The following is a 21,826-nucleotide window of genomic DNA, read 5'->3' as shown; positions in this document are numbered from 1 at the left end:
GAATGGTCGTCCAACGTCGGAGCGCCGGTTATACCCGCTCCACGAAGCCGTCCAGCACCCGCTTCTGGCCGGCCCGGTCGAAATCGATCGTCAGCTTGTTGCCCTCGACGGCGGCGACGTTGCCGTTGCCGAATTTGAGGTGGAAGACGCGGTCGCCGACCGCGAAGCGCGACGGCTCGGTCGTGGTCGACTTGGCGACGAGCTCGCCTTCAATGGTGCGAGCCCGTGGGCCGCTCTCGCCATAGCCGATGCGCTCGACGGCATGGCCGGAGCGGTTGCCCCAGTTGTCGCGCGTGGCGTCGGTCTTGTTCTGCTGCGCCCGGCGCCAGCCAGGTGTCGAGTAGCTGTTCTGGAACGGCTCCTGCTTGTCGAAGCGCGACTGGCCGTAGCCGCCGCCGCGCCCGTAGCCGCCATAGGACTGGTCCGACTCGGCCACCTCGACATGGGCTTCGGGCAGTTCGTCGAGGAAGCGCGAGGGCACGGTCGACTGCCACAGGCCGTGGATGCGGCGGTTGGAGACAAACCAGATGTGGCAGTTGCGCTTGGCGCGGGTGATGCCGACATAGGCGAGCCGGCGTTCCTCTTCCAGCCCGGCGCGGCCGCCCTCGTCGAGGGCGCGCTGGTGCGGAAACAGCCCTTCTTCCCAGCCGGGCAGGAAGACCGTCTCGAACTCCAGCCCCTTGGCGGAGTGCAGCGTCATGATCGAGACGGCATCGAGATCCTCGTTCTGCTCGGCATCCATGACGAGTGCAACGTGCTCGAGAAAGCCGCGCAAGCTCTCGAACTGCTCCATCGAGCGGACCAGTTCCTTCAGGTTCTCCAGCCGTCCCGGCGCCTCGGCCGACTTGTCGTTCTGCCACATCGCCGTGTAGCCGCTCTCGTCGAGGATCTGCTCGGCAAGCTCGGTGTGCGGCATGGTCTCCAGCAGCGCCTGCCAGCGCTTGAAGTCGGTGACGACGTCGAACAGCGCCTTGCGCGCCTTCGGCTTCAGCTCGTCGGTCTCGATGATTTCGCCGGCCGCGGCAAACATCGGGATGTCGCGGGCGCGGGCGTAGTCGTGCAGGTTCCGGATCGTGGTGTCGCCGAGGCCGCGCTTCGGCGTGTTTACGATGCGTTCGAAGGCGAGGTCGTCGGCCGGCTGGCAGACGAGGCGGAAATAGGCCATGGCGTCGCGGATTTCGAGCCGCTCGTAAAAGCGCGGGCCGCCGATGACGCGGTAGTTCAGGCCGAGGGTGACGAAGCGGTCTTCGAACTCGCGCATCTGGAAGGAGGCGCGCACCAGGATCGCCATGTCGTTGAGGTTGTGGCGCCTGCCATTGCGGTCCGGCCGCTGCAGGGTCTCGATCATTTCGCCGACGGCGCGGGCCTCCTCCTCGGAATCCCAGGCGGCGTGAACGACGACCTTGCCGTCGTCCGGATCGACGCGGTCGGTGAACAGCGTCTTGCCAAGCCGGCCCTCGTTATGAGCGATCAGGTGGCCGGCGGCACCGAGGATGTGGGCGGTCGAGCGGTAGTTGCGCTCCAGCTTGATGACCTTGGCGCCGGGAAAATCCTTCTCGAAGCGCAGGATGTTGTCGACCTCGGCGCCGCGCCAGCCGTAGATCGACTGGTCGTCGTCACCGACGCAGCAGATGTTGATCTGCTGCTTTTCATTTGCGCTCACGGCCGTATCGCGCCTTCCGGCGCTGGCCTGCGCGGGCGCGGGCGAAACGTCGCCCGGCCAGCTATCGCTGGCTCGGCCTTCGGCCGGCACCGACGCCCGACCGGAGGATTGCGACCGCTGCGCCAAAAGCCGCAGCCACATGTACTGGGCGGTGTTGGTGTCCTGGTACTCGTCGACGAGGATGTAGCGGAACTTTTGGTGGTACTCGCGCAGGATATCCGGATTGGCGCGGAAGATGCGGATCGGATGCAGCAGCAGATCGCCGAAGTCGCAGGCGTTCAGCGTCTTCAGGCGGTTCTGGTAGGCGGCGTAGAGCTCGCGGCCCTTGCCGTTGGCGAAGGCGCGGGCGTCGCCCTCCGGGATTTGCGCCGGATCGAGGCCCTTGTTCTTCCAGGTGTCGATCATCCCGGCGAACTGCTTGGCCGGCCAGCGCTTGTCGTCCAGCCCCTCGGCCTGGATGATCTGCTTGATCAGCCGCACCACGTCGTCGGTGTCGAGGATGGTGAAATCGGACCGCAGCCCGGCCAGTTCGGCATGGCGGCGCAGGAGCTTGACGCCGATCGAGTGGAAGGTGCCGAGCCAGGGCATGCCTTCGACGGCGCCGCCGACGAGCATGCCGATGCGTTCCTTCATTTCGCGGGCGGCCTTGTTGGTGAAGGTCACGGCGAGGATCTGCGAGGGGAAGGCGCGGCCGGTGGCGAGGATGTGGGCGATGCGGGTCGTCAGCACGCGCGTCTTGCCGGTGCCGGCGCCGGCGAGCACCAGAACCGGGCCGTCGAGCGTCTCGACCGCTTCGCGCTGCTCGGGATTGAGGCCGGCGAGATAATCGGGCGCGCGGTGCGCATCGCGGGCGGCCATGGCGCGCGCCGCAATGCCGCCGGTCGGGGCGTGACCGGATTTCGGGCCAGGGGAAGGGGCCTTCTTCAGCGTGGGATCTTCGTCGTCGAAGAAGGGAATGTCGTCGTAACCGCTCATCATGCGGCTCAATGTAGTGATTCGGGGGCGAAAGGCCAGTTGCGCGTTCTTCTTTTATTCCGCCGGACGCCGGGCATCGCCGCCGATGTGGACGGTCGGCTGTCGCTGCCGGCCGATCAACGCCGATCGGCGTCGACGACCGCTCCACCGAATCCGGCGAAGACGCCGTCCGGGACGCCGCGCATCGCAACCAAGGGACGGAAGAAAACCGGTTTTCCCGTAATCCTTACAATTCCGTAATGATCGCATTCTTTCATTGCCGGTTCATAGGCAAGACACGATACTTGCTCTAAATGGCGACCGTGCCGACGCGGCGGTACACCCATGTCCGGAGAATTTCATGCGCCTTTGGAAACAATTCGTCGTGAGCCTCGCAGTGGTCTGCGCCGGCGTCCTCGTCTGGGGGCGGCTGGCACCTGGGGCCGGCGACACGCTGAAGGGCGCGGGCCTGCCGGACGGCCTCGTTGCCGCAATCGCGCCTGCCACCGGTGACGCCGGCACAAAGCCGAACGGACAGGGCAGGCGCCAGTCGGGCGGCTTTGGCGGGCCGACGCTGGTGGTGACCAAGCCTGTGCAACTGACCCTGGTCAACGACCGGCTCAACGCCATCGGCGACGGCGCGGCGATCCGCAGCGTCGTGGTGACCCCTTACTCGACGGGCAACCTGACCGACGTCTTCGTCAAGTCTGGCGACAGGGTGGCGCAGGGCCAGGTGATCGCCCGGCTTGACAATGATGAGCAGAAGATCGCCGCCGACCAGGCGCGGCTGACGCGAGACCGGGCGGCCGACAAGCTCAAGCGCTACGAGAACCTGCAGGCGGCGGCGGCGGTGACGGAGGTCGCCATCCAGGACGCCCGCGACGAGCTGAAGGCGTCCGAACTGGCGCTGCAGAAGGCCGAGCTCGATCTCAGCCGCCGCGACATCACCGCGCCCTGGGCCGGCATCGTCGGCATCATTTCGGTCAATCCGGGCGACTACGTCACGACCTCGAGCGAGATCGCGCGCATCGACGACCGCTCGGACATCCTCGTCGATTTCTGGGTGCCGGAGCGCTTCGTGCCCAAGATCCGTATCGGCGGGCCGGTTTCGGCGACGGCTATCGCGCGGCCGGGAGAGACGTTCACCGGCTCCGTCGAGGCGGTCGACAACCGCATCGACCCGGCGAGCCGCACCCTGCGGGTCCGCGCCCGTATCGACAATCCGCAAGACGTGCTGCGCGCCGGCATGTCATTCTCGGTGACGATGCATTTCGAGGGCGACCGCTTCCCGAGCGTCGATCCGCTGGCGCTGCAGTGGAGCGCCGACGGCTCCTACGTATGGCGGGTCGCCGAGGGCAAGGCGGAGAGGATTCCGGTCCGGATCGTCCAGCGCAATCCGGACAAGGTGCTGGTGGACGCAAAACTCGCCGAAAACGATGAAGTCGCCACCGAAGGGCTGCAGCGGCTGCGCGACGGCAGTGACGTCAAGGTGCTGGGCGCAGCGAACGAGCAGCGCCAGCCGGCAGCGGCGGAGGGGACGTAATGGGCGGTCGTCAGGCCGATACGGCCGTCCGTGGCGGGCAGGCGGGCTTTACCGCCCTTTTCGTGCGCCGCCCGATCTTCGCGCTGGTCGTCAACACGCTGATCGTCGTTGCCGGGCTTGCCGCCTTCAACGGCGTGGAAATCCGCGAGCTGCCGTCGGTCGACCAGCCGGTGATCACCGTCACGACCGATTTCGAGGGCGCCTCGCCGGAGACGGTCGACCGCGAGCTGACCGATGTCATCGAGGGCGCGGTGTCACGCGTGCAGGGGATCAAGGACATTTCCTCGACCTCCTCGTTCGGCCGCAGCCGCGTGACCTTGCAGTTCTCCGACACGACCGACGTAAGCCAGGCTGCCAACGACGTGCGTGATGCACTGGGGCGTGTCACCAACCGGCTTCCCGACAGCGCAGACGAGCCGCGCGTCGTCAAGGCCGATGCCGACAGCCAGCCGATCATGCGGCTTGCGCTGACCTCCGATCGCCTGTCGATGGAGGATCTGACGCAGCTCGTCGACAACGAGGTCAGCGACCGGCTCGCCGCCGTCGAGGGCGTCGCCGACGTCGCCGTATACGGCGAGCAGGAGAAGGTGTTCCGGGTCGACATCGACCAGGCGAAGCTCGCCAGCCGCGGGCTGACGATCGGCGACCTGCGCAATGCGCTGGCGACCGCTTCCTTCGACGTGCCGGCCGGTTCGCTCACCAGCATGAACCAGGACATCACGGTGCGGGCGACCGCCGACCTCGCCACCCCCGAGGATTTCGAGAACCTGATGCTGGAGAACCGGGTGCGGCTCGGCGATCTCGCCACGATCACGCTCGGCCCGGACGACGGCACGACGGCGCTGCGCTCGAATGGCCGCCAGGGCATCGGGCTCGGCATCATCCGCCAGGCGCAGTCGAACACGCTCGACATCTCCGCCGGCGTCCGTGCCACCGTCGCGCAGCTTGAGGGCATCCTGCCGGAAGGCACGGAACTGCGCGTGACCAGCGACGACGCCGTCTTCATCGAGGGTGCCCTGCACGAGGTGGAGATCGCGCTCGTGGTCGCCGTCGCCATCGTGACGCTGGTGATCTTTCTGTTCCTGCTCGACTGGCGGGCAACGCTGATTCCGACGATCAGCATGCCGATCGCGCTGATCGGCACCGTTGCCGCCATCTATCTCGCCGGTTTCTCGGTCAACATCCTTACGCTGCTGGCGATCGTGCTCGCCACCGGCCTCGTCGTCGACGACGCGATCGTGGTGCTTGAGAACATCGTGCGCCGTCGTGCGGAGGGGCTTGGGCCCCGTGCTGCCGCGGTACTCGGCACCCTGGAGGTATTCTTCGCGGTCATCGCCACGACGGCGACGCTCTGTGCCGTCTTCGTCCCGCTGTCCTTCCTGCCGGGGCAAACGGGACGCCTGTTCCGCGAGTTCGGTTTTGTGTTGGCTTTCGCGCTGCTGCTTTCCGGATTCGTGGCGCTGACGCTCTGCCCCATGCTCGCCTCGCGCATGTTGACCAAGGGCCCTGCCGACCACAGCCGCGGCGTGATCGGCCGTTTCGGCGGGCTGTGTGCCGCGTTCTACCGGCGCACGCTGAGGGCCTGCCTGAACGCGCCTTTGATCGTTTACGTCGTGGCGCTGCTGTTCACCGCCTTCGGCGCCGGATCGTTCCTGACGCTGAAGTCGGAGCTCACGCCGACCGAGGACCGCTCGCTGGTGATGATGCGCATCAATGCGCCGCAGGGTGTCTCGCTCGAATACGCGCAAGAGCAGATGCGGCTGATCGAGGAGAAGTTGCGGCCACTCTATGACAGCGGCGAGATCGTCAACATCTACTCTATCTCAGGGCAGGGCGGCTCGACCAACAGCGGCTTCATGGTGCTGACGCTCGCGCCCTGGGGCGAGCGGGAGCGCAGCCAGCAAGAGATCGTCGCCGACATCAACGCGGCGACCGCCGGCGTGCCGTCGGTGCGGGCCTTTGCCATCCAGCCGAACAGCCTCGGCATCCGCGGCGCGGGCAGCGGCCTGCAGGTGGCGCTCGTCGGCAACAACTACGAAAAGCTCGGCAACGCTGCTGCCGAACTCGTCCGCAAGATCGAGGACAGCGGGCGGTTCGAGAACGTGCGGCTGAACTACGAGGCCAACCAGGCGCAGCTGTCCGTCACAATCGACCGGGAGCGGGCCTCCGACCTCGGCATCGACATCAACGGTCTGTCATCGGCGCTGAAGGCCATCATCGACGGGACGAGCATCGTCGACGTCTATGTCGAGGGACAGGCCTACCCGGTGATCATCTCCTCGACCACCAACCCGGTGAACGACCCGACTGATCTCGAAAACATCTTCCTGAAAACCGGCGACGGCAAGATCGTGCCGATGTCGTCGATCGCCAGCCTCGAGGAAAAGGCCGTCGCGCCGCAGCTGGCGCGCGAGCAGCAGATGCGCTCCGTCTCTCTGTCGGCCGGCCTCAAGGACGGGTTGGCGCTCGGCGACGCGCTGAAAATGGTCGAGCAGATGGCCGAGCCGTTGCTGCCGGAGGGAGCGCGGCTGCTGCCGATGGCCGAGGCGGCCACGCTCGGCGAGAACGCCAACGGGCTGTTCATCACATTCGGCTTTGCGATCGTCATCATCTTCCTGGTGCTGGCGGCGCAATTCGAGAGCTTCGTCAGCGCCATCATCATCATGACCACGGTGCCGCTTGGGCTCGCCTGTGCCGTCTTCGCGATGATCCTCACCGGCACGTCGCTGAACATCTACAGCCAGATCGGCCTGGTGCTGCTCGTCGGCATCATGGCCAAGAACGGCATCCTCATCGTGGAGTTCGCCAATCAGCTTCGCGACCGCGGGCAGGACGTGCGCAGCGCCATCGAGAACGCCTCGAACATCCGTCTTCGCCCGGTTATGATGACGATGATCGCAACCGTCGTCGGCGCCCTGCCGCTGGTGCTGGCGAGCGGGGCCGGCGCGGAAGCCCGGATCGCGCTCGGCTGGGTGCTGGTCGGCGGGCTCGGGCTTGCCGCGGTCGTCACGCTCTACCTGACGCCGGTCGCCTATCTCACCATCGCCCGTTTTACCAAGCCGCATGCGGACGAGGAAAAGCGGCTGCAGCTCGAAATGGACGCGGCCGCCGGCCTGACGGTCGAAACCGTGCCGTCCGCCGAGCCACGGCAGATGCCGAAACCGGCGCAGGCCGCGGAGTAGATCGCGCACCGACGTGCATTGCCGATTGATGCAATATGGCTCGCCGGGGTTGGTCGGATGGTGGCCCGGAGAAACTTGCGCTGGACAGCCGTGCCGAAATTCGCCCATAACGCGGCATGGGTACGAAGGGGACGGGCATGGCGCTTTCGGACATCAGGGCAGGGACGCGCGACGAGGCGGCGATCCAGGCGGCGGTCGCGGCCTTTGGGCAGATCTTCGGCCCTAAGTTCCAGTCCGGCGAGGCGATCCGGGCGCAGCACGCGCACACCACCACCTACATTCCCGCGCAGCTGCCCGACGGCGTGCTCTTTGCCGAAAGCGCCGAGGACGTGCAGGCCGCGGTGCGGCTGTGCGCCGAGCACAAGGTGCCGGTCATTCCCTTCGGCACCGGCTCTTCGCTGGAAGGCCAGGTCAATGCGCCCTATGGCGGAATTTCGATCGATTTCAGCAGGATGAATCGCGTCCTTGAAGTGAATGCCGAGGATCTCGATTGCACCGTCGAGCCCGGCATCACCCGCGAGGAACTGAACGCGCACCTGCGCGATACCGGGCTGTTCTTCCCGATCGACCCCGGCGCGAACGCCTCGATCGGCGGGATGGCCTCGACGCGTGCCTCGGGCACGAACGCGGTGCGCTACGGCACCATGAAGGACAACGTGCTGGCGGTGACGGTGGTGACCGCCACGGGCGAGGAAATCCGCACTGCCCGCCGCGCCCGCAAGTCGTCGGCCGGATACGATCTTACCCGCCTCTATGTCGGCTCGGAGGGGACGCTCGGCGTGCTCACGTCGATCACGCTGCGCCTTCAAGGTATTCCGGAGATGATCGCCGGCGGCATCTGCGGCTTTCCGACCCTGAAGGATGCCTGCAATGCGGTGATCATGACGGTCCAGCTCGGCATTCCGCTCGCCCGCATCGAACTCGTCAACGCGCTGCAGATCAAGGCCTGCAATGCCTATTCCGGCCTGTCGCTCCCCGAGCAGCCGACGCTCTTCGTCGAGTTCCACGGCAGCCAGGAGAGCGTCGCATTGCAGTCGCGGCAGTTCGGCGAGGTCGTATCGGAATGCGGCGGCGGCGACTTCCAGTGGACGTCTGATGCGGAGGAGCGGGCCAAGCTCTGGAAGGCGCGGCACAACGTCTACTGGGCGGCAAAGGCGCTTCGCACCGGCGCCGCAGTGCTTGCCACCGACGTCTGCGTGCCGATCTCACGCCTTGCCGACTGCGTGGCGGAGACGGAAGCGGACATCGCGGCGCACGGGTTGCTGGCGCCGATCGTGGGCCATGCCGGCGACGGCAATTTCCACGTCAGCGTCGTCTTCGACGACAAGGACCCGGCCGAGATCGCCGCGGTCGAGGCCTTCGTGGAGCGGCTGAACGCGCGTGCGCTGGCAATGGACGGCACCTGCACCGGCGAGCATGGGATCGGCCAGGGCAAGCAGGCCTTCCTGCCGCGCGAACTGGGCGAGGCGGTCGATGTCATGCGGCAGATCAAGCGGGCGCTCGATCCCGGCAACATCCTCAATCCCGGAAAGATTTTTCCGCTGGAGTGAGACAGCAGACCATGGCCCCGCCTATAGTCGGGCCGCCGGCGACCGCCCACGGGCAGGGCGCCGAATTGTTTGGAATTTGATGTGAACGCGGCGATCTGAGCGTGCACATGTAGTGTTGGGATTGGCGGCGTGCTCGCACGGGTGATGTTGGCGATTGGCGGTCTGGTGGTGGTGGCGTTGTTCGCGGCCCTGCTGGCGCCGTTGTTCGTCGACTGGACCGGCTTCCGCCAGGAGTTCGAGCGCGAGGCGAGCCGGATCGTCGGCCGCAAGGTCGTCGTCCACGGCAGCGTCGATGCCCGCCTGCTTCCCTTTCCGTCGGTCACGCTGAACGACGTACGCGTCGGCGAGGAGGACGGGGGCGAGCCGGCCGTCACCGTCGGCCGCTTTTCGATGGACGCGGAACTGGCGCCGTTCCTGAGCGGCGAGGCGCTGATCTTCGACATGCGCATCGAGGAGCCGAAGCTGCGGCTGAAGCTGCTTCCCGACGGCACGCTCGACTGGGCGCGCGGGCGCCGCTCCGACATTCCGGCGAAGCTCGTCGTGCTCGAGAACGTCTCGGTGACGGGCGGCGAGATCGAGTTCGTCGACGAACAGGCCGGCCGCACCCGCCGCCTCACCGGACTCGACGCCCAGCTTTCGGCGCGCTCGCTGAAGGGCCCGTGGCGCATCGACGGGCGGGGCGCGCTCGACGGGCAGGCCGGCGCCTTCCAGATCTCGACCGGCCAGATCGACGAGAGCGGCAGCCTCTCGGTGAAGACGCGGATCGTGCCGGACCGGATCGGCTTTTCGGCGGATCTCGACGGCAATCTCCGGATCGTCGACTTCAAGCCGCAATACCGCGGCGCCTTTGCGCTGGCGCAGAAGAAGCAGCCGGACGGCCGCGACGCGCCGAAGCCGATCCGCGTTACGGGTGACTTCGAGCTGTCCAACGAGCGCGTGCGGGTGCCGCGCTACCATTTCCAGGTCGGCGACCCCGCAGACCCCTATGTCGTCACGGGCGAGGCCACGCTCGACACCGGCAGGAAGCCGGAGTTTCTGCTGATCGCCGATGGTCAGCAGATCGACGTCACCCGCATCGGCAAGAGCGGCGGACAAGGCAAGACGGGGCGCAACACCCAGGTGTCGGCCCGCCAGCGCCTGCAGGACATGCTTTCGATCCTCGGCGACATTCCCGTCCCGCAGGTGCCCGGCCGCGCCAGCCTCAAACTGCCGGCGATCATCGTCGGCGACACCACCGTCCGGGATGTGCTGGTCGACGTGGAGCCGGACGGCGACGGCTGGCTCGTCTCCCGCGGCACCGCGCAGTTTCCCGGCCGCACGACCCTGGAGGCCAAGGGACGGCTGACGCTCGCCGACAGGCCCGGTTTTTCCGGCAACCTGCTGGTCGCCTCCAGGCAGCCGTCGGGACTGGCAGCCTGGCTGGCCGGGTCGGTCGATCCGGAGATCCGCAAGCTCGGCAGTGCCGGTTTCTCGGCCGACGTCGATCTTCGCGAGGACCTGCAGCGTTTCGAGAACCTTGAGCTCGCCGCCAATGGCGCCACGCTGAAGGGGCGCATCGAGCGCCAGTCGCGCGCGGGCGAAACACCGGCGCTGTCGATCGAACTGGGTGGTGATCGCGTCGAGATCGAGACCCTGCGGGCACTGACGGGGATGGTCGCCGGCGACGCCTCCTCGGCCGCCTTGCTTCACCATTCGATCGCGCTGAACCTCCGGGCCGAGCGCTTTGCAGCATTCGGCGAGGAGGCGCGCGACGTCGACGCAGTCCTTTCGCTCAAGGACGGCGCGCTGGAGGTCAGTCGGCTCGACATCGCTTCGCTCGCCGGTGCGTCGATCTCCGCCAAGGGGCAGGTCGGCGGCACGGTCGCATCGCCTTCGGCAGGGCTCGATCTCGCGTTGCGTGCGAATGAAATGCGTCCCGTCATGGAGATGCTGAAGCGGCACCTGCCGGCCCATCCGGCCCTGGCGCGGCTGGTCGCGAGCGCCGGATATTACGACGATGCCGACCTGAAGCTGACGCTGGCGCTGCCCGGTGATCCGGAGGGCCCGGTGGGGGCCATCCTGTCGGGAAGCGTCAATGGCGGCCGTATCGATGCGCGGCTCTCCGCCGACGCCTTCGGTGATTTCCTCGCGGGCCGGAACATCGAGGCGCGGGCGACGCTCGAGAACCCGCGCACGGTCGTGCTCGCCGGGCAGATCGGCCTCGAGCCGCTGCCGTTCGATGCCGAGTCCGATGGCACGGTCACCGTCAAGGCTGCACAGCGCGGCCCGGGGCCGGCCGACTTGAGCTTCTCCTTCAGCGCCGGTGGCACATCGCTGACGGCCGCTGGCAAGGCGGATCTTTCCGCGAAACGGTTCCTGAGCGGGCAGTTCGACGTTACGGGTACCACAAGCGATATCGAACCCTACCTGCTGATGAACGGCATCGTCCTGCCGCAGAGCGGGGCCGGCCTGCCCGCGGCCCTCAAGGCGAAGGCCGTCATAGATGGCAGTTCGATCCGGCTGACCGGCATCGACAGTAAGTTCGACCGGAACGGGGTGACCGGCGAACTTGCGATCGATCGAACGGCGGCAATCCCGACGGGAACCGGCAGTCTCACTTTCGATACGCTGGATTTCGCCTGGCTCGCAGAGGGCGTTCTCAGTCCGGTCGAGGATGCCGACGGGCAGGGGCTTAGCCGCGCCCCCTTCGCCAATCCGGTCCACGGCGACGCGAATTTCGACATCAGGCTCGCCGCCAAACGGTTCTGGACGGGTCTCTATGGGCCGGTCGAGGACTTCAAGGCGGCGCTCAAGTGGACGGGGGCCGATTTCGCACTCTCCGACGTCGCCGGCGACTGGCTCGGGGGCACGCTCTCCGGTCGGATCAGGCTTGGCAATGCCGATGCCACCGGCCTGTTCGAGACGCGCCTGTCGCTTGCCGGGGCCGATCTGTCCCGCATCGTCTGGGCGAGGGAGGGAGGGGACCCGGTTGCAGAAGGCAGCAGCCACCTGACCCTGGCGATCGACGCCTCCGGCAAGAGCGTCGCCGCCATGATGGAATCCGCCAGCGGCTCGGGCGAGGCGCGGATCAACGGCCTGCGGCTGCACGGCATCCGCAGCGACGGTTTCGGCGCGATCCTCGCCGCCGCCGATTCCGTCGATGGCGAGATCACAGACAAGACGGTGGACAGGATTGCCCGCGGCACGGCGCTGGGCGGCGAGGCGCTGCTCGGCGCCGTCAACGTCCCCTTCACGATCGCTTCCGGCAAGCTTCGAGCCGACGCCATCACGGGGGAGGACGGTGCGGCGAGTTACAGCGGCGGCGGCGAACTGAACCTTGTCGAGCGGACGCTCGCGGCGCAGATCGTTGTGCGCCTGCGGGCCGGCGAGGAGGCCGTCACGGGCGGCGAGCCGGAGGTGGTGCTGCGTTTCGACGGGCCGATCGGCGCGCCCCGGATGAGCGTCGATGCGCAGCCGCTCGGCAACTACCTGTCGATGCGGCGGTTCGAGCGGGAGCGGCGGCGCGTCGAGATGCTGCAGGCGGCCGTCCTGGAGAAGCAGCGGCTGCGGCGCGAGGCGGCGCTCTACCGATCGCGCCAGCAAACGCGGGCAGCGCTTTCCGAAGCGGCGCGCCTCCAGGCCGCAGAAGAAGAGCGACGCCGCGAGGCGGCGAAGGAGCGGCTACGCGCGGGGGAGGCGGCGAAGGCGGAGGCCGCGAAAGCCGAAGAGGAGCGCCGGGCCGCGCCGGAGCAGCGCCGGGACGGATTTCTCGCCGCCCCGGACGGCCGCATCATCCGCAAGGACCTGCCGCCGATCGACGGCGGAAGCCTGAAATTCGACACGTTGCCAGGCGTCAACTGACGTTCTGCCAGCGGATCATTCGGTCGAGACAGCACTGCCCGTCCATCGCCATCAAACCGGTCGCGAAACCGCCGCTGCCTTTGTGTCTTGCGGTTCGTCCCGCAATTCGGAGAGGTCAGCCGGCCTTCGCCTTGACCGCCTCCAACACATAAACGCGAAGTGCCGAGGACAGGTTGCTGTCTGGCTGGCGGGCGTCGTCGATTTCGGAGAGGAGGGCGGCCAACGGGATCCGGCGCTCTTCTGCGATCGCCTTCAACTCAAGCCAGAACGGTTCTTCCAGCGTGAAGCTCGTGCGGTGCCCGTGCAAGGTGGCGGAGTGCTTGCGGATCACCGATCAGGGCTCGCAGATCGATTCAACAGGTTGTCAGACCGCATCAAGTTCACCGGCCAAGGCTTGGAACCGGAATCGCTTTTTCCAGCCACACTGATCATTTTGGGCGATCGTCGCTCGTTTCGAGCTTGCCCTGGTCCAGGGTCTTTTCGGCCATGTCGTTCAACGCGCGCGTGCGCGTCTTCTCCGCCTTGGTGCGGCCGAAGGAGATGCGGTTCTGCTCGGCCTGACGGTCCTTCTCGGCGCGGGCCTTCTGCTTTCGGAACTGGCGGAGATTGACGACGTCGCCGCTCATGCCGTTCCTTCAGTTCTTCTTGCGGAAGGAATCGAGCGATACGACCGAGGCGCCGGGCTTCTTCCCGTCATCGTCGCCGCCCGCCTTCGGGGCATCGCCGGCATCATCTGCGGCCGTGTCGACGGCAGCCGGATAGGCGGTAACCTCCGCGGACTGTTCGTCCTCCTCCTCCTCGCTCGCCGCGACGTCGAACTCGAGCTCGAAGCTGACGGAAGGGTCGTAGAAGCCGCGGATTGCGTTGAACGGAATCACCAGCTTTTCCGGCGTGTCGGAGAAGGAGAGGCCGATCTCGAACTGGCTGTCGGTCACCTTCAGGTCCCAGAACTGGTGCTGGATGACGATCGTCATCTGCTCGGGGTACTTCGCCTTCAGGTGCTGCGAAATCCGCACGCCCGGCGCCCCGGTCAGGAAGGTGATGAAGAAATGGTGATCGCCGGGCAGGTGGCCGGTCGCCGCCACTTCGCTCAAGACCTTGCGGATGACGCTGCGAAGGGCGTCCTGAGCCAGTATGTCGTAGCGGATGTGGTCTTGCGCCATCAGTGCCCGTCTTTCTGCTTGTCTTTCGTTTTGTCGCTCTTTGCCGAAAACCGGTGCCGGCGTCAAACGGCGAATGGCCTTTCCGGCCGTTCTCCCTTGTGGAGCAACCCCTGACCATCTCGGCCGCGAGTCATTCCAAACGAAAGCTATAAACCATTTCGAAAGAGGGGAGAAGGTGAAGGCTTCTGTTGCCAGGTGCCTTCGGACCCCGCCTTACGGTGCTACCCGCAAGGGCTTGATTTGAAGTGTCGCACCGCGATTAAGCGGCGAGACGTGCTTCAGCATAGTTGTCGTTTGCAACTATAAGTTTAGCCCGATAACGGTGGTACAATGCCGAGCAAAAAGTCGATCTTTACGCCCTTGTCGATCCTATTTCGCCCCCAGCAAAAGCCGATCGCGCCGATCGGTTTTTGGTGGAGGCGCCGGGTACCGCCCCCGGGTCCAATGGGTTTATTACACCGCCCGTTTATTGCCATAGCTGCGCGAGGCAGCACCCGACATATAGGAGGTTCGGACGCTGAGGAAAAGAGGGGCTGCAACAATTCTGCTTCAGGCCTGCGCCCGCGGAGCGGACCTCTATTAGCGCTTGACTTGCCACTCGCGCGTGAAACACTGCCACCGTTGGCTCGAGCCGCAGTGTCGACCCGCACAGGACAAGGAGGAGGCAGCATGACCGACTATCTCGCAGATGTCCGCAAATATGACAGCGCCGCCGACGAAGCCGTGGTCAAGAAGATCGTCAGCCATCTCGGCATCGCCTTGCGCAATCGCGATTCTTCGCTCGTGTCCTGCTCCGATCGCGAGGAACTCGATCGGGTCAAGGACAAATGGTGCGCCAAGAAACTGGGCGTGACGGGCGAGGCGGCCGACAAGGCTCTCGAGTCCGTCTGCGCCAGGATGGCCGGCGACCGCACCAAATCGCGCGTGACGTTTTACTATCTGGCCGCCAAGGAACTGGACAAGCTCGGCATACTCGCCTGACCGGCGAGAACCGGCCGGGACCTGGCCGGTGGAGAACGCGCATGATCCCGGCACGGGACAACCGCGGACGCTTTCCAGCCGCTGCCGTGTTTCCACACCTCACGACTGTAGCCGGCATCGCCCGGTCCGCCGGGGTATTTGCCGTGGCGTGACTGCTTTCGGTCCGTCGTGCTGGGGATGCGCCCTTGCATGGGCTGCCGCGGTGCGTAAGAGTGCGCCCGATTTGCGCAGGTTAAGAAAATGGCACGGCACCCCGAATACCAGTATCTCGACATTGTTGAACACCTGCTCGAGAAGGGCGACCGCCGTCTCGACCGGACGGGCGTCGGCACGTTCTCGATGTTCGGCGTGATGATGCGCTTCGACCTGTCGGACGGCACGTTCCCGGTCTACACGACGAAGCGGGTTTTCTGGAAGACGGCGGTCAAGGAGATGCTCTGGTTTTTGACCGGGCAAACCAACATCCAGTCGCTGCTGCGCGACAACGTGCGGATCTGGACCGACTGGCCCCTCGACAAGTACCGCAAGGCGACCGGCGAGCAGATATCGCAGGAGGCCTTCGAGGCGCGCATCCTGGCCGACGACGATTTCGCGCAGGCCTGGGGAGATCTCGGCCCCGTTTACGGCAAGCAGTGGCGCCGCTGGCGCGATGCGGACGGCAAGGAACACGACCAGGTCGCCGCCGTCATCGAAACCTTGAAGACGAACCCGTCCAGCCGCCGCATGGTGTTTCACGCCTGGAACGTCGCCGAGCTCGACCAGATGGCGCTGCACCCGTGCCACATGACCTATCAATTCCATGTGAGCGGCCTCGGCGGCGGACAGGAAAAGCCGAAGCTTTCGTTGCTGGTCGGGCAGCGCTCGAACGACATCGGGCTCGGAAATCCGTTCAACATCTGCCAGCAGGCGGCCCTTCTTGCGATGGTGGCGCAGCAGGTCGACATGACGCCCGGCGAACTGATCTGGGCCGGCGGGGACGTGCACCTCTACTCCAACCACGTCGAGATGGCGCGCGAACTTGTCCGCAGGGAGCCGCGTCCCTTCCCGAAACTCAGGCTGCTCCGGAAGCCGGACAGCATCGACGGCTACCGGATCGAGGACTTCGAAGTGACCGGTTACGACCCCCACCCGGCGATCGCAGCGCCGGTCGCGGTCTGACCGGCACCGCTGCGATGGAAGGGGGAGGCGCGCGGGGCAGCCCGGCTGCGCAGACCGCGAAACGCGCCCGATGATCGCTGCGATGGGCTTGAGTGCCTACCTGGGGCTGTTCATCGTCTCGTTCGGTGCTGCGACCGTGCTGCCGCTGCAGTCCGAGACCATACTCGTCGGCCTCATCCTGTCCGGAGAGTTCTCTCTGGCCGGGCTGCTCCTCGTCGCCAGCGCCGGCAATGTGCTGGGGGCGGTCTGCAACTGGGGGCTGGGGCGCTGCATCGAACGATTCCGCGACCGCCCCTGGTTTCCGGCCAATGCCAGTTCGCTGGAGCGGGCTGGCAAATGGTACCGGCGTTACGGGCGCTGGTCGCTGCTCTTCTCCTGGATGCCGATTTTCGGCGACGCGCTGACGGTTCTCGCCGGAACGCTTCGCGAGCCGCTCTGGTCGTTCCTGCTGCTGGTGGCGGTTGCAAAGACGGGCCGGTATCTCGCGCTTGCGGCCGCAACGCTGGGGTCGCAGGCCGTCATCGGTTTGTTGTAATCCAGAACGGAACAATCGTCCCAGCGGCAGGTTTCCACGCGTGCGGCGGACCTTCGTGATAGACTAACCGTTGAGTTGGCACGCAAGGCACGGCCCCACTACAGTCCGCGGATTCTGGAACTCCTTTATCTGAAAGAGGACAAGGCCATGCAAAGATTCACTGTTGCAGTTCTGGCGAGTGTCTGTTTTGCCATCACCGCTCCGGCTTCAGCTCAGACGTTGTGTGGCAATGGGCCATTCACCTACTTGAGAAACCTCTGCACCGGCGGTTCAGCCGCAAACGTTACCACCCCGGAGACCGCCCAGCATTCCAAGTCATCCAAGTCGTCCAATTCGTCCAAGTCATCCAACTCCGGCCAAAACAATCACAATAAAAGCAACCGCAATGGTGACAAGCACCAAAACGGCGCCAAGATGCCAGTGACGGGGTGACCCGCTAGCCGTTGAGGAAGGCGAGGGCGTCGATGCAACAGTCGGCGGCTCCGAGTGCCAACGAACCTGGCGAGCCAGCCTGACAGGCCAGGCTGGTGACACAGACGACCGTTGATGGCACCCGCACACGCAAACCGATTTAAGTTTTTTAGCTGCCAGAACGGCGGGGCGGAAACAAATGTCGTGGAGTGTGTTATTATCATCCATGTAGCGGACCTCCTTGATGGAGGTCCGCGCCCCGACTGCCCGACTACGCTGAGCTTGGCGGTATCCAGGCCAGCCTCTGGTTCGCATCGCAGCCCCGGCGCGGCGTCCTGATGGAGGTCCTTCAACCAAGAGGACTGACCATGCGTAAGCTCAGCATTGCACTTCTGGCGAGTGTCTGTTTCGCCATTACAGCTCCGGCTTCAGCTCAGACATTGTGTGGCAAAGGGCCGTTCACCTACCTGAGAGACATCTGCACCGGCGGTTCACCCGCCAACGTTACCACCCCGGAGACCGTCCCTCATTCCAAGTCATCCAACAACAACGACCACCACAATGGTGGCTCGCATCACCACTGATGACGGGTGATCCTCCGGCCTTGCAGGGGATTTCCGGATGAACGATCCACAATCGGCGCAAATGAAGATCTGCATCGACGAATGCCTGGCCTGCTATCGGGAGTGCCTGGCAACCGCGATGCACCACTGCCTGCAGGCTGGCGGCGAGCATACGGAGCCTCGGCATTTCACGCTGATGATCGCCTGCGCGGAAATCTGCCGGACGTCGGCGCACTTCATGCTCATCGGTTCCGAGCATCACCGGCACCTATGCGGTGAATGCGCGGAGATCTGCACCGAGTGCGCTCAGGACTGCGAGCGCATCGGGGGCATGCAGAATTGCGTCGATGCCTGCCGCCGCTGTGCTGAAAGCTGCCGAAAGATGGCGGCCTAGGCAGCGCCGCCGCAGCAGGACTTCTCAGCCGACGCCTTATAGCCGGCGTCGGCTATTGCCGCGATCAGCGCCTCGGTGCCGATCGTGGATTCGATCTCAGCCGAGCCAGTCTCGAGGTTCACGGCAACCTTCGCATTCGGGTCGACCGCCTTGACGGCCTTTTCGACCGCCCACACACAGTGGCTGCAGGTCATGTCGGATATGGTGAGTTGCTGCATCGGAAGCTCCCGTCTGATGTGATGCCACGAATGTGGGGCTTCCCACCGTGGCAAGGTCAATAGCCGGACGGAACACCAGCCAAAAAATTCGTTCTTGCAAGCATGAGCCCCGACCGGCGCTCCGCGTCCTGGCGTAACTACGGTTTCGAGGCGACATTCTGCTGGTGGAGGGGGCGGGTTGATGCTGCCATTCGCCCCTTTCGATGATAATGGTACCCCTGAACGACGTCGATCTTTTCACGCGCCACACGCTGCCGCCGCTTGGCCCGCTGGTGCGCATACTGACATTGAGCACAGATTGCCCGCGTGGCGATCGGCTGACACGGGAGGAAGACAATGCTGACGCTCGTACATGCGACGCAATCGCGTTCGTTTCGCATCCTATGGCTGCTCGAGGAACTTGGCACCGACTATGCCATCCGGCCCGTGAGCATCCGCCGCCGCGACGGCTCGGGTGCGCCTGATCCGGGCAACCCGCATCCGCACGGTCAGGTGCCGGCGCTGATCCACGACGGCTCGGTCGTCACCGAATCGACGGCGATCGCGCTGTACCTGACGGATCTGTTTCCCGGATGCGAGATGGGTCGCGATGTCGGAACCGCGGCGCGCGGGGCTTATCTTTCCTGGCTCGCCTATTACGCCGGCGTCATCGAGCCGGCCGCCATCAGCCACATGAATGGCTGGACCGCCGCCAACGCGGAAGCCGCCCGCCTTCACAAGGCGATGTGCGATCATGTGATTGCGACCCTGGAAAGGCAGCCGTATCTCGTCGACGAGCGGCCGAGCTCGGTCGATATCATCCTGTCCAGTTCGCTGATGTGGTTGCGGACGCTATTGCCGGAAAGTGCCGCCGTCGACGGCTACATCGGGCGGATGGCGGCGCGGCCGGCACTGGCGCGGGCGCAGATAAAGGAAAAGGCGGAAGGAAAGTAAATGCGTGAACCGAAGATCGTGCTTGTCGTGGCCGTTGCGCTGAACGGGGTGATCGGCCGCGAGGGCGACCTGCCGTGGCGGCTGCCCTCCGATCTGAAGCGCTTCAAGCAGTTGACGATCGGCCGGCCGGTGGTCATGGGCCGGCGTACCTACCAGTCGATCGGGCGGCCCTTGCCGGGACGGCCGAACATTGTGGTGACGCGCGATGCCGGATTTCGCCCTGAGGGCACGATCGTCACAAGCTCGCTGGAGGAGGCGCTGGAGCGGGCGCGCGCCGAGGCGCGGGCGCTGGAGGTGGACGAGATCTGCGTCATCGGCGGCGGCGACATCTACCGCCAGACGATCGGCAGCGCCGACGTGGTGCACCTGACGGAGGTGCAGGCGGAGGTCGATGGCGACACCCGGTTCCCGACGCTCGATCCCGCCATTTTCAAGGTCGTCCACGAGGAGGAAATTCCGCAGGGCGAAAAGGACAGCCACGCGATGCGTCTGATCACCTACGTTCGGAAGTGATGATTGAGCCTAACGCCCTGTTCACGAACTATTTTGCCGCATTTGTCCGGAAGTTGAGGCGGCTCCGTTGAAAGGGCCATGGGGGATACATATAACGGGGTTCACATTCATGTGACGCTGGGTGACCTGACGCGTGACCCGGGAGTGACCAGAGAAAGAGGTATTGATGCCCTGGAGCAATCAGAACGGCGGCGGCGGCCCTTGGGGCGGCGGCGGCAACAATCAGGGAGGTCCCTGGGGGCAGGGGCCGAACCGGCCCCGCGGCAGTGGCGGCCCGCCGGATCTCGAGGAGATCATTCGGCGCGGGCAGGACCAGCTGAAGAACGTGGTTCCCGGCGGCTTCAACGGCGGCATCTTCGTCATCGCGGCGCTGCTGATCGGCGTGTTCTGGTTGATGAACTCGATCTACACCGTCCAGCCGGATGAGCGCGGCGTCGAGTTGCGCTTCGGCAAGCCCAAGGACGAGATCTCCATGCCGGGCCTGCACTTCCATTTCTGGCCGCTGGAAAGGGTCGAACTGGTCACCATCACCGAGCAGCAGCAGAACATCGGCCGCAAGGGCGCTTCCGTGAACGCCGAGGACAGCGGCCTGATGCTCTCGGGCGACCAGAACATCGTCAACGTGCAGTTCTCGGTGCTCTACTCGGTAACCGATCCGCGCGCCTACCTCTTCAATCTTGAAAATCCGTCCGCAACCCTGCAGCAGGTCTCCGAGAGCGCGATGCGCGAGGTGGTCGGCCGCCGGCCGGCGCAGGACATCTTCCGCGACAACCGCCAGGCGATCGCCGAGGCGGTGAAGACGACCATCCAGGCGACGATGGATTCCTACGGGGCCGGCATTTCGGTCAACACGGTCGCGATTGAGGACGCGGCGCCGCCGCGTGAGGTCGCCGATGCGTTCGACGAGGTGCAGCGCGCCGAGCAGGATGAGGACCGTTACGTCGAAGAGGCGAACCAGTACTCGAACCAGAAGCTCGGTCTCGCCCGCGGTCAGGCCGCGCAGATCCGCGAAGAAGCGGCCGCCTACAAGAACCGCGTGGTCAACGAGGCCGAGGGTGAAGCGCAGCGTTTCATCTCGATCTACGAACAGTACAAGCTTGCGCCGGACGTGACCCGCCAGCGCATGTTCCTGGAAACCATGGAGGGTGTCCTGAAGGGCTCCAAGACGGTCGTCATCGACCAGAAGCAGCAGGGCAGCCAGGGCGTCGTGCCCTTCCTGCCGCTCAACGAACTCGGCAAGCAGTCGTCGTCCTCGACGCCGCCGCTGCAGCGCCAGCAACAGCCGCAGGCGGGAGGCACGCAGTGATGAGCAACCGCTTGCCAGCCATCCTCGTCGGCCTCGCCGTCGTTCTGTTCCTCGCCTATTCGTCGGTCTTCGTGGTCAACGCGCGCCAACAGGCGATCGTCGTCCGGTTCGGCGAAATCCAGTCCGTCAAGACGGAGCCCGGCATCTATTTCAAGCTGCCGTTCGGCTTCATGGACGCCGACAGTGTCCAGTACGTCTCTGACCAGGCGCTGCGCTTCGATCTCGACAACATCCGCGTCCAGGTGTCCGGGGGCAAGTTCTACGAGGTCGACGCTTTCGTGGTCTACCACATCAACGATGCCCGGCGCTTCCGCCAGGCGATCTCCGCCGACCGCGACGCTGCCGAGGCGCGGCTGCGCACCCGCCTCGATTCGGCGCTGCGCCGGGTCTACGGTCTGCGCGGCTTCGAGGCGGCGCTGTCGGAGGAACGCGCCTCGATGATGCGCGAGGTCCGCAACGAACTTTCGGGCGACGCGGAGAACCTCGGGCTGAAGATCACCGACGTCCGCATCCGCCGCACGGACCTGACGCAGGAAGTCTCGCAGCAGACCTTCGAGCGCATGAAGGCGGAGCGTCTCGCCGAGGCAGAACTCATCCGTGCCCGAGGCAACGAGCAGGGACAGGCGCGGCGCGCGATCGCCGATCGCCAGGTCGTCGAGATCATCGCCGAGGCGCGCCGGGAATCGGAGATCGTGCGCGGTCAGGGCGACGCCGAGCGCAACCGCGTGTTCGGCGAGGCGTTCCAGAAGGACCCGTCCTTCTTCGCGTTCTACCGTTCGATGGAGGCCTATCGCCAGAGCCTGGGCGTGACCGACACCACACTGGTTCTGTCGCCGGATTCCGAGTTCTTCCGCTACTTCGGGGCGATGGGCGGCCAGCCACCGGCAGCCCCGGCGCCCGTGCCGGCGGACTAGGTCCG

18 protein-coding genes and 1 other RNA gene are annotated in these 21,826 nt (G+C 65.6%); 13 read left to right on the top strand and 6 right to left on the bottom strand.

Features of this window, described 5'->3' with window-relative positions:
* Window positions 1-28: 28 nt before the first annotated feature.
* On the bottom strand, window positions 29-2,641 hold the full coding sequence (locus C7449_RS18080; RefSeq protein WP_108004302.1) for an ATP-dependent helicase: 2,613 nt from the start codon (window positions 2,639-2,641) through the stop codon (window positions 29-31).
* A gap of 337 nt (window positions 2,642-2,978) precedes the next feature.
* Here C7449_RS18080 and C7449_RS18075 point away from each other — a divergent pair, with 337 nt between their 5' ends.
* The 4 genes from C7449_RS18075 to C7449_RS18060 all read left to right on the top strand — a co-directional run bounded on the left by C7449_RS18075 (window position 2,979) and on the right by C7449_RS18060 (window position 12,732).
* The gene (locus tag C7449_RS18075; protein WP_108004301.1) at window positions 2,979-4,160 is read left to right on the top strand and encodes an efflux RND transporter periplasmic adaptor subunit; all 1,182 of its coding nucleotides are present in this window, start codon (window positions 2,979-2,981) and stop codon (window positions 4,158-4,160) included.
* Window positions 4,160-7,342, top strand: a complete 3,183-nt coding sequence (locus tag C7449_RS18070) for an efflux RND transporter permease subunit (protein ID WP_108004300.1) — start codon at window positions 4,160-4,162, stop codon at window positions 7,340-7,342. The genes C7449_RS18075 and C7449_RS18070 overlap by 1 nt, the downstream gene beginning before the upstream one ends.
* 137 nt (window positions 7,343-7,479) lie before the next feature.
* Window positions 7,480-8,892: an FAD-binding oxidoreductase gene (locus tag C7449_RS18065; protein ID WP_108004299.1), complete on the top strand. Its 1,413-nt coding sequence runs from the start codon at window positions 7,480-7,482 to the stop codon at window positions 8,890-8,892.
* Window positions 8,893-9,021: 129 nt separating this feature from the next.
* Window positions 9,022-12,732, top strand: coding sequence for an AsmA family protein (locus tag C7449_RS18060; RefSeq protein WP_146165106.1), 3,711 nt, complete (start codon window positions 9,022-9,024; stop codon window positions 12,730-12,732).
* Between the two features lie 115 nt (window positions 12,733-12,847).
* On the opposite strand, the gene C7449_RS18055 is transcribed toward C7449_RS18060, so the two are convergent.
* The 4 genes from C7449_RS18055 to ssrA all read right to left on the bottom strand — a co-directional run bounded on the left by C7449_RS18055 (window position 12,848) and on the right by ssrA (window position 14,426).
* Window positions 12,848-13,063, bottom strand: coding sequence for a ribbon-helix-helix domain-containing protein (locus C7449_RS18055; RefSeq protein WP_108004297.1), 216 nt, complete (start codon window positions 13,061-13,063; stop codon window positions 12,848-12,850).
* A gap of 97 nt (window positions 13,064-13,160) precedes the next feature.
* Window positions 13,161-13,358 carry a DUF4169 family protein gene (locus C7449_RS18050; protein WP_108004296.1) on the bottom strand — a complete coding sequence of 66 codons (198 nt, stop codon included), beginning with the start codon at window positions 13,356-13,358 and terminating at the stop codon, window positions 13,161-13,163.
* Window positions 13,359-13,367: 9 nt separating this feature from the next.
* Window positions 13,368-13,895, bottom strand: coding sequence for an SspB family protein (locus tag C7449_RS18045; protein ID WP_108004295.1), 528 nt, complete (start codon window positions 13,893-13,895; stop codon window positions 13,368-13,370).
* 174 nt (window positions 13,896-14,069) lie between these two features.
* Window positions 14,070-14,426: a transfer-messenger RNA gene (gene ssrA / locus C7449_RS18040) on the bottom strand.
* 138 nt (window positions 14,427-14,564) lie between these two features.
* Here ssrA and C7449_RS18035 point away from each other — a divergent pair.
* The 5 genes from C7449_RS18035 (at window position 14,565) to C7449_RS18020 (ending at window position 17,937) form a co-directional block, all read left to right on the top strand.
* The gene (locus C7449_RS18035; protein ID WP_108004294.1) at window positions 14,565-14,876 is read left to right on the top strand and encodes a DUF2853 family protein; all 312 of its coding nucleotides are present in this window, start codon (window positions 14,565-14,567) and stop codon (window positions 14,874-14,876) included.
* Between the two features lie 240 nt (window positions 14,877-15,116).
* Entirely contained in the window at window positions 15,117-16,034 is a 918-nt protein-coding gene (locus tag C7449_RS18030; protein WP_108004293.1) for a thymidylate synthase, read from the top strand.
* A 70-nt stretch (window positions 16,035-16,104) separates the two neighbouring features.
* Window positions 16,105-16,569 carry a YqaA family protein gene (locus C7449_RS18025; RefSeq protein WP_245414439.1) on the top strand — a complete coding sequence of 155 codons (465 nt, stop codon included), beginning with the start codon at window positions 16,105-16,107 and terminating at the stop codon, window positions 16,567-16,569.
* Between the two features lie 147 nt (window positions 16,570-16,716).
* Window positions 16,717-17,001: a hypothetical protein gene (locus tag C7449_RS21625; RefSeq protein ID WP_146165105.1), complete on the top strand. Its 285-nt coding sequence runs from the start codon at window positions 16,717-16,719 to the stop codon at window positions 16,999-17,001.
* 600 nt (window positions 17,002-17,601) lie between these two features.
* A complete protein-coding gene (locus C7449_RS18020) occupies window positions 17,602-17,937 on the top strand; it encodes a four-helix bundle copper-binding protein (RefSeq protein WP_108004292.1) in 336 nt (111 codons plus the stop codon).
* On the opposite strand, the gene C7449_RS18015 is transcribed toward C7449_RS18020, so the two are convergent.
* Window positions 17,934-18,155 carry a heavy-metal-associated domain-containing protein gene (locus C7449_RS18015; protein ID WP_108004291.1) on the bottom strand — a complete coding sequence of 74 codons (222 nt, stop codon included), beginning with the start codon at window positions 18,153-18,155 and terminating at the stop codon, window positions 17,934-17,936. The genes C7449_RS18020 and C7449_RS18015 overlap by 4 nt on opposite strands.
* 336 nt (window positions 18,156-18,491) lie before the next feature.
* Here C7449_RS18015 and C7449_RS18010 point away from each other — a divergent pair, with 336 nt between their 5' ends.
* The 4 genes from C7449_RS18010 to hflC all read left to right on the top strand — a co-directional run bounded on the left by C7449_RS18010 (window position 18,492) and on the right by hflC (window position 21,821).
* A complete protein-coding gene (locus tag C7449_RS18010; protein ID WP_108004290.1) occupies window positions 18,492-19,088 on the top strand; it encodes a glutathione S-transferase family protein in 597 nt (198 codons plus the stop codon).
* A complete protein-coding gene (locus C7449_RS18005) occupies window positions 19,089-19,601 on the top strand; it encodes a dihydrofolate reductase (RefSeq protein WP_108004289.1) in 513 nt (170 codons plus the stop codon).
* A gap of 166 nt (window positions 19,602-19,767) precedes the next feature.
* The gene (hflK, locus tag C7449_RS18000) at window positions 19,768-20,907 is read left to right on the top strand and encodes an FtsH protease activity modulator HflK (RefSeq protein ID WP_108004288.1); all 1,140 of its coding nucleotides are present in this window, start codon (window positions 19,768-19,770) and stop codon (window positions 20,905-20,907) included.
* Window positions 20,907-21,821, top strand: coding sequence for a protease modulator HflC (gene hflC / locus C7449_RS17995; protein ID WP_170115936.1), 915 nt, complete (start codon window positions 20,907-20,909; stop codon window positions 21,819-21,821). The genes hflK and hflC overlap by 1 nt, the downstream gene beginning before the upstream one ends.
* Window positions 21,822-21,826 lie beyond the last annotated feature (5 nt).

Origin of the sequence: Mycoplana dimorpha, from assembly GCF_003046475.1 — a bacterium.
Taxonomy (GTDB): Bacteria; Pseudomonadota; Alphaproteobacteria; order Rhizobiales; family Rhizobiaceae; genus Mycoplana; species Mycoplana dimorpha.
Note: the sequence above shows the minus strand (reverse complement) of the source record. Positions and strands in the feature narration are given on the sequence as shown.

Bases quoted from the DNA above. Each gene is read 5' to 3' on its own strand.
- C7449_RS18080 (WP_108004302.1), bottom strand. From the start codon at position 2,641: ATGATGAGCGGTTACGACGACATTCCCTTCTTCGACGACGAAGATCCC.
- C7449_RS18075 (WP_108004301.1), top strand. From the start codon at position 2,979: ATGCGCCTTTGGAAACAATTCGTCGTGAGCCTCGCAGTGGTCTGCGCC.
- C7449_RS18070 (WP_108004300.1), top strand. From the start codon at position 4,160: ATGGGCGGTCGTCAGGCCGATACGGCCGTCCGTGGCGGGCAGGCGGGC.
- C7449_RS18065 (WP_108004299.1), top strand. From the start codon at position 7,480: ATGGCGCTTTCGGACATCAGGGCAGGGACGCGCGACGAGGCGGCGATC.
- C7449_RS18050 (WP_108004296.1), bottom strand. From the start codon at position 13,358: ATGAGCGGCGACGTCGTCAATCTCCGCCAGTTCCGAAAGCAGAAGGCC.
- C7449_RS18045 (WP_108004295.1), bottom strand. From the start codon at position 13,895: ATGGCGCAAGACCACATCCGCTACGACATACTGGCTCAGGACGCCCTT.
- C7449_RS18035 (WP_108004294.1), top strand. From the start codon at position 14,565: ATGACCGACTATCTCGCAGATGTCCGCAAATATGACAGCGCCGCCGAC.
- C7449_RS18030 (WP_108004293.1), top strand. From the start codon at position 15,117: ATGGCACGGCACCCCGAATACCAGTATCTCGACATTGTTGAACACCTG.
- C7449_RS18025 (WP_245414439.1), top strand. From the start codon at position 16,105: ATGATCGCTGCGATGGGCTTGAGTGCCTACCTGGGGCTGTTCATCGTC.
- C7449_RS21625 (WP_146165105.1), top strand. From the start codon at position 16,717: ATGCAAAGATTCACTGTTGCAGTTCTGGCGAGTGTCTGTTTTGCCATC.
- C7449_RS18020 (WP_108004292.1), top strand. From the start codon at position 17,602: ATGAACGATCCACAATCGGCGCAAATGAAGATCTGCATCGACGAATGC.
- C7449_RS18015 (WP_108004291.1), bottom strand. From the start codon at position 18,155: ATGCAGCAACTCACCATATCCGACATGACCTGCAGCCACTGTGTGTGG.
- C7449_RS18010 (WP_108004290.1), top strand. From the start codon at position 18,492: ATGCTGACGCTCGTACATGCGACGCAATCGCGTTCGTTTCGCATCCTA.
- C7449_RS18005 (WP_108004289.1), top strand. From the start codon at position 19,089: ATGCGTGAACCGAAGATCGTGCTTGTCGTGGCCGTTGCGCTGAACGGG.
- hflK (WP_108004288.1), top strand. From the start codon at position 19,768: ATGCCCTGGAGCAATCAGAACGGCGGCGGCGGCCCTTGGGGCGGCGGC.
- hflC (WP_170115936.1), top strand. From the start codon at position 20,907: ATGAGCAACCGCTTGCCAGCCATCCTCGTCGGCCTCGCCGTCGTTCTG.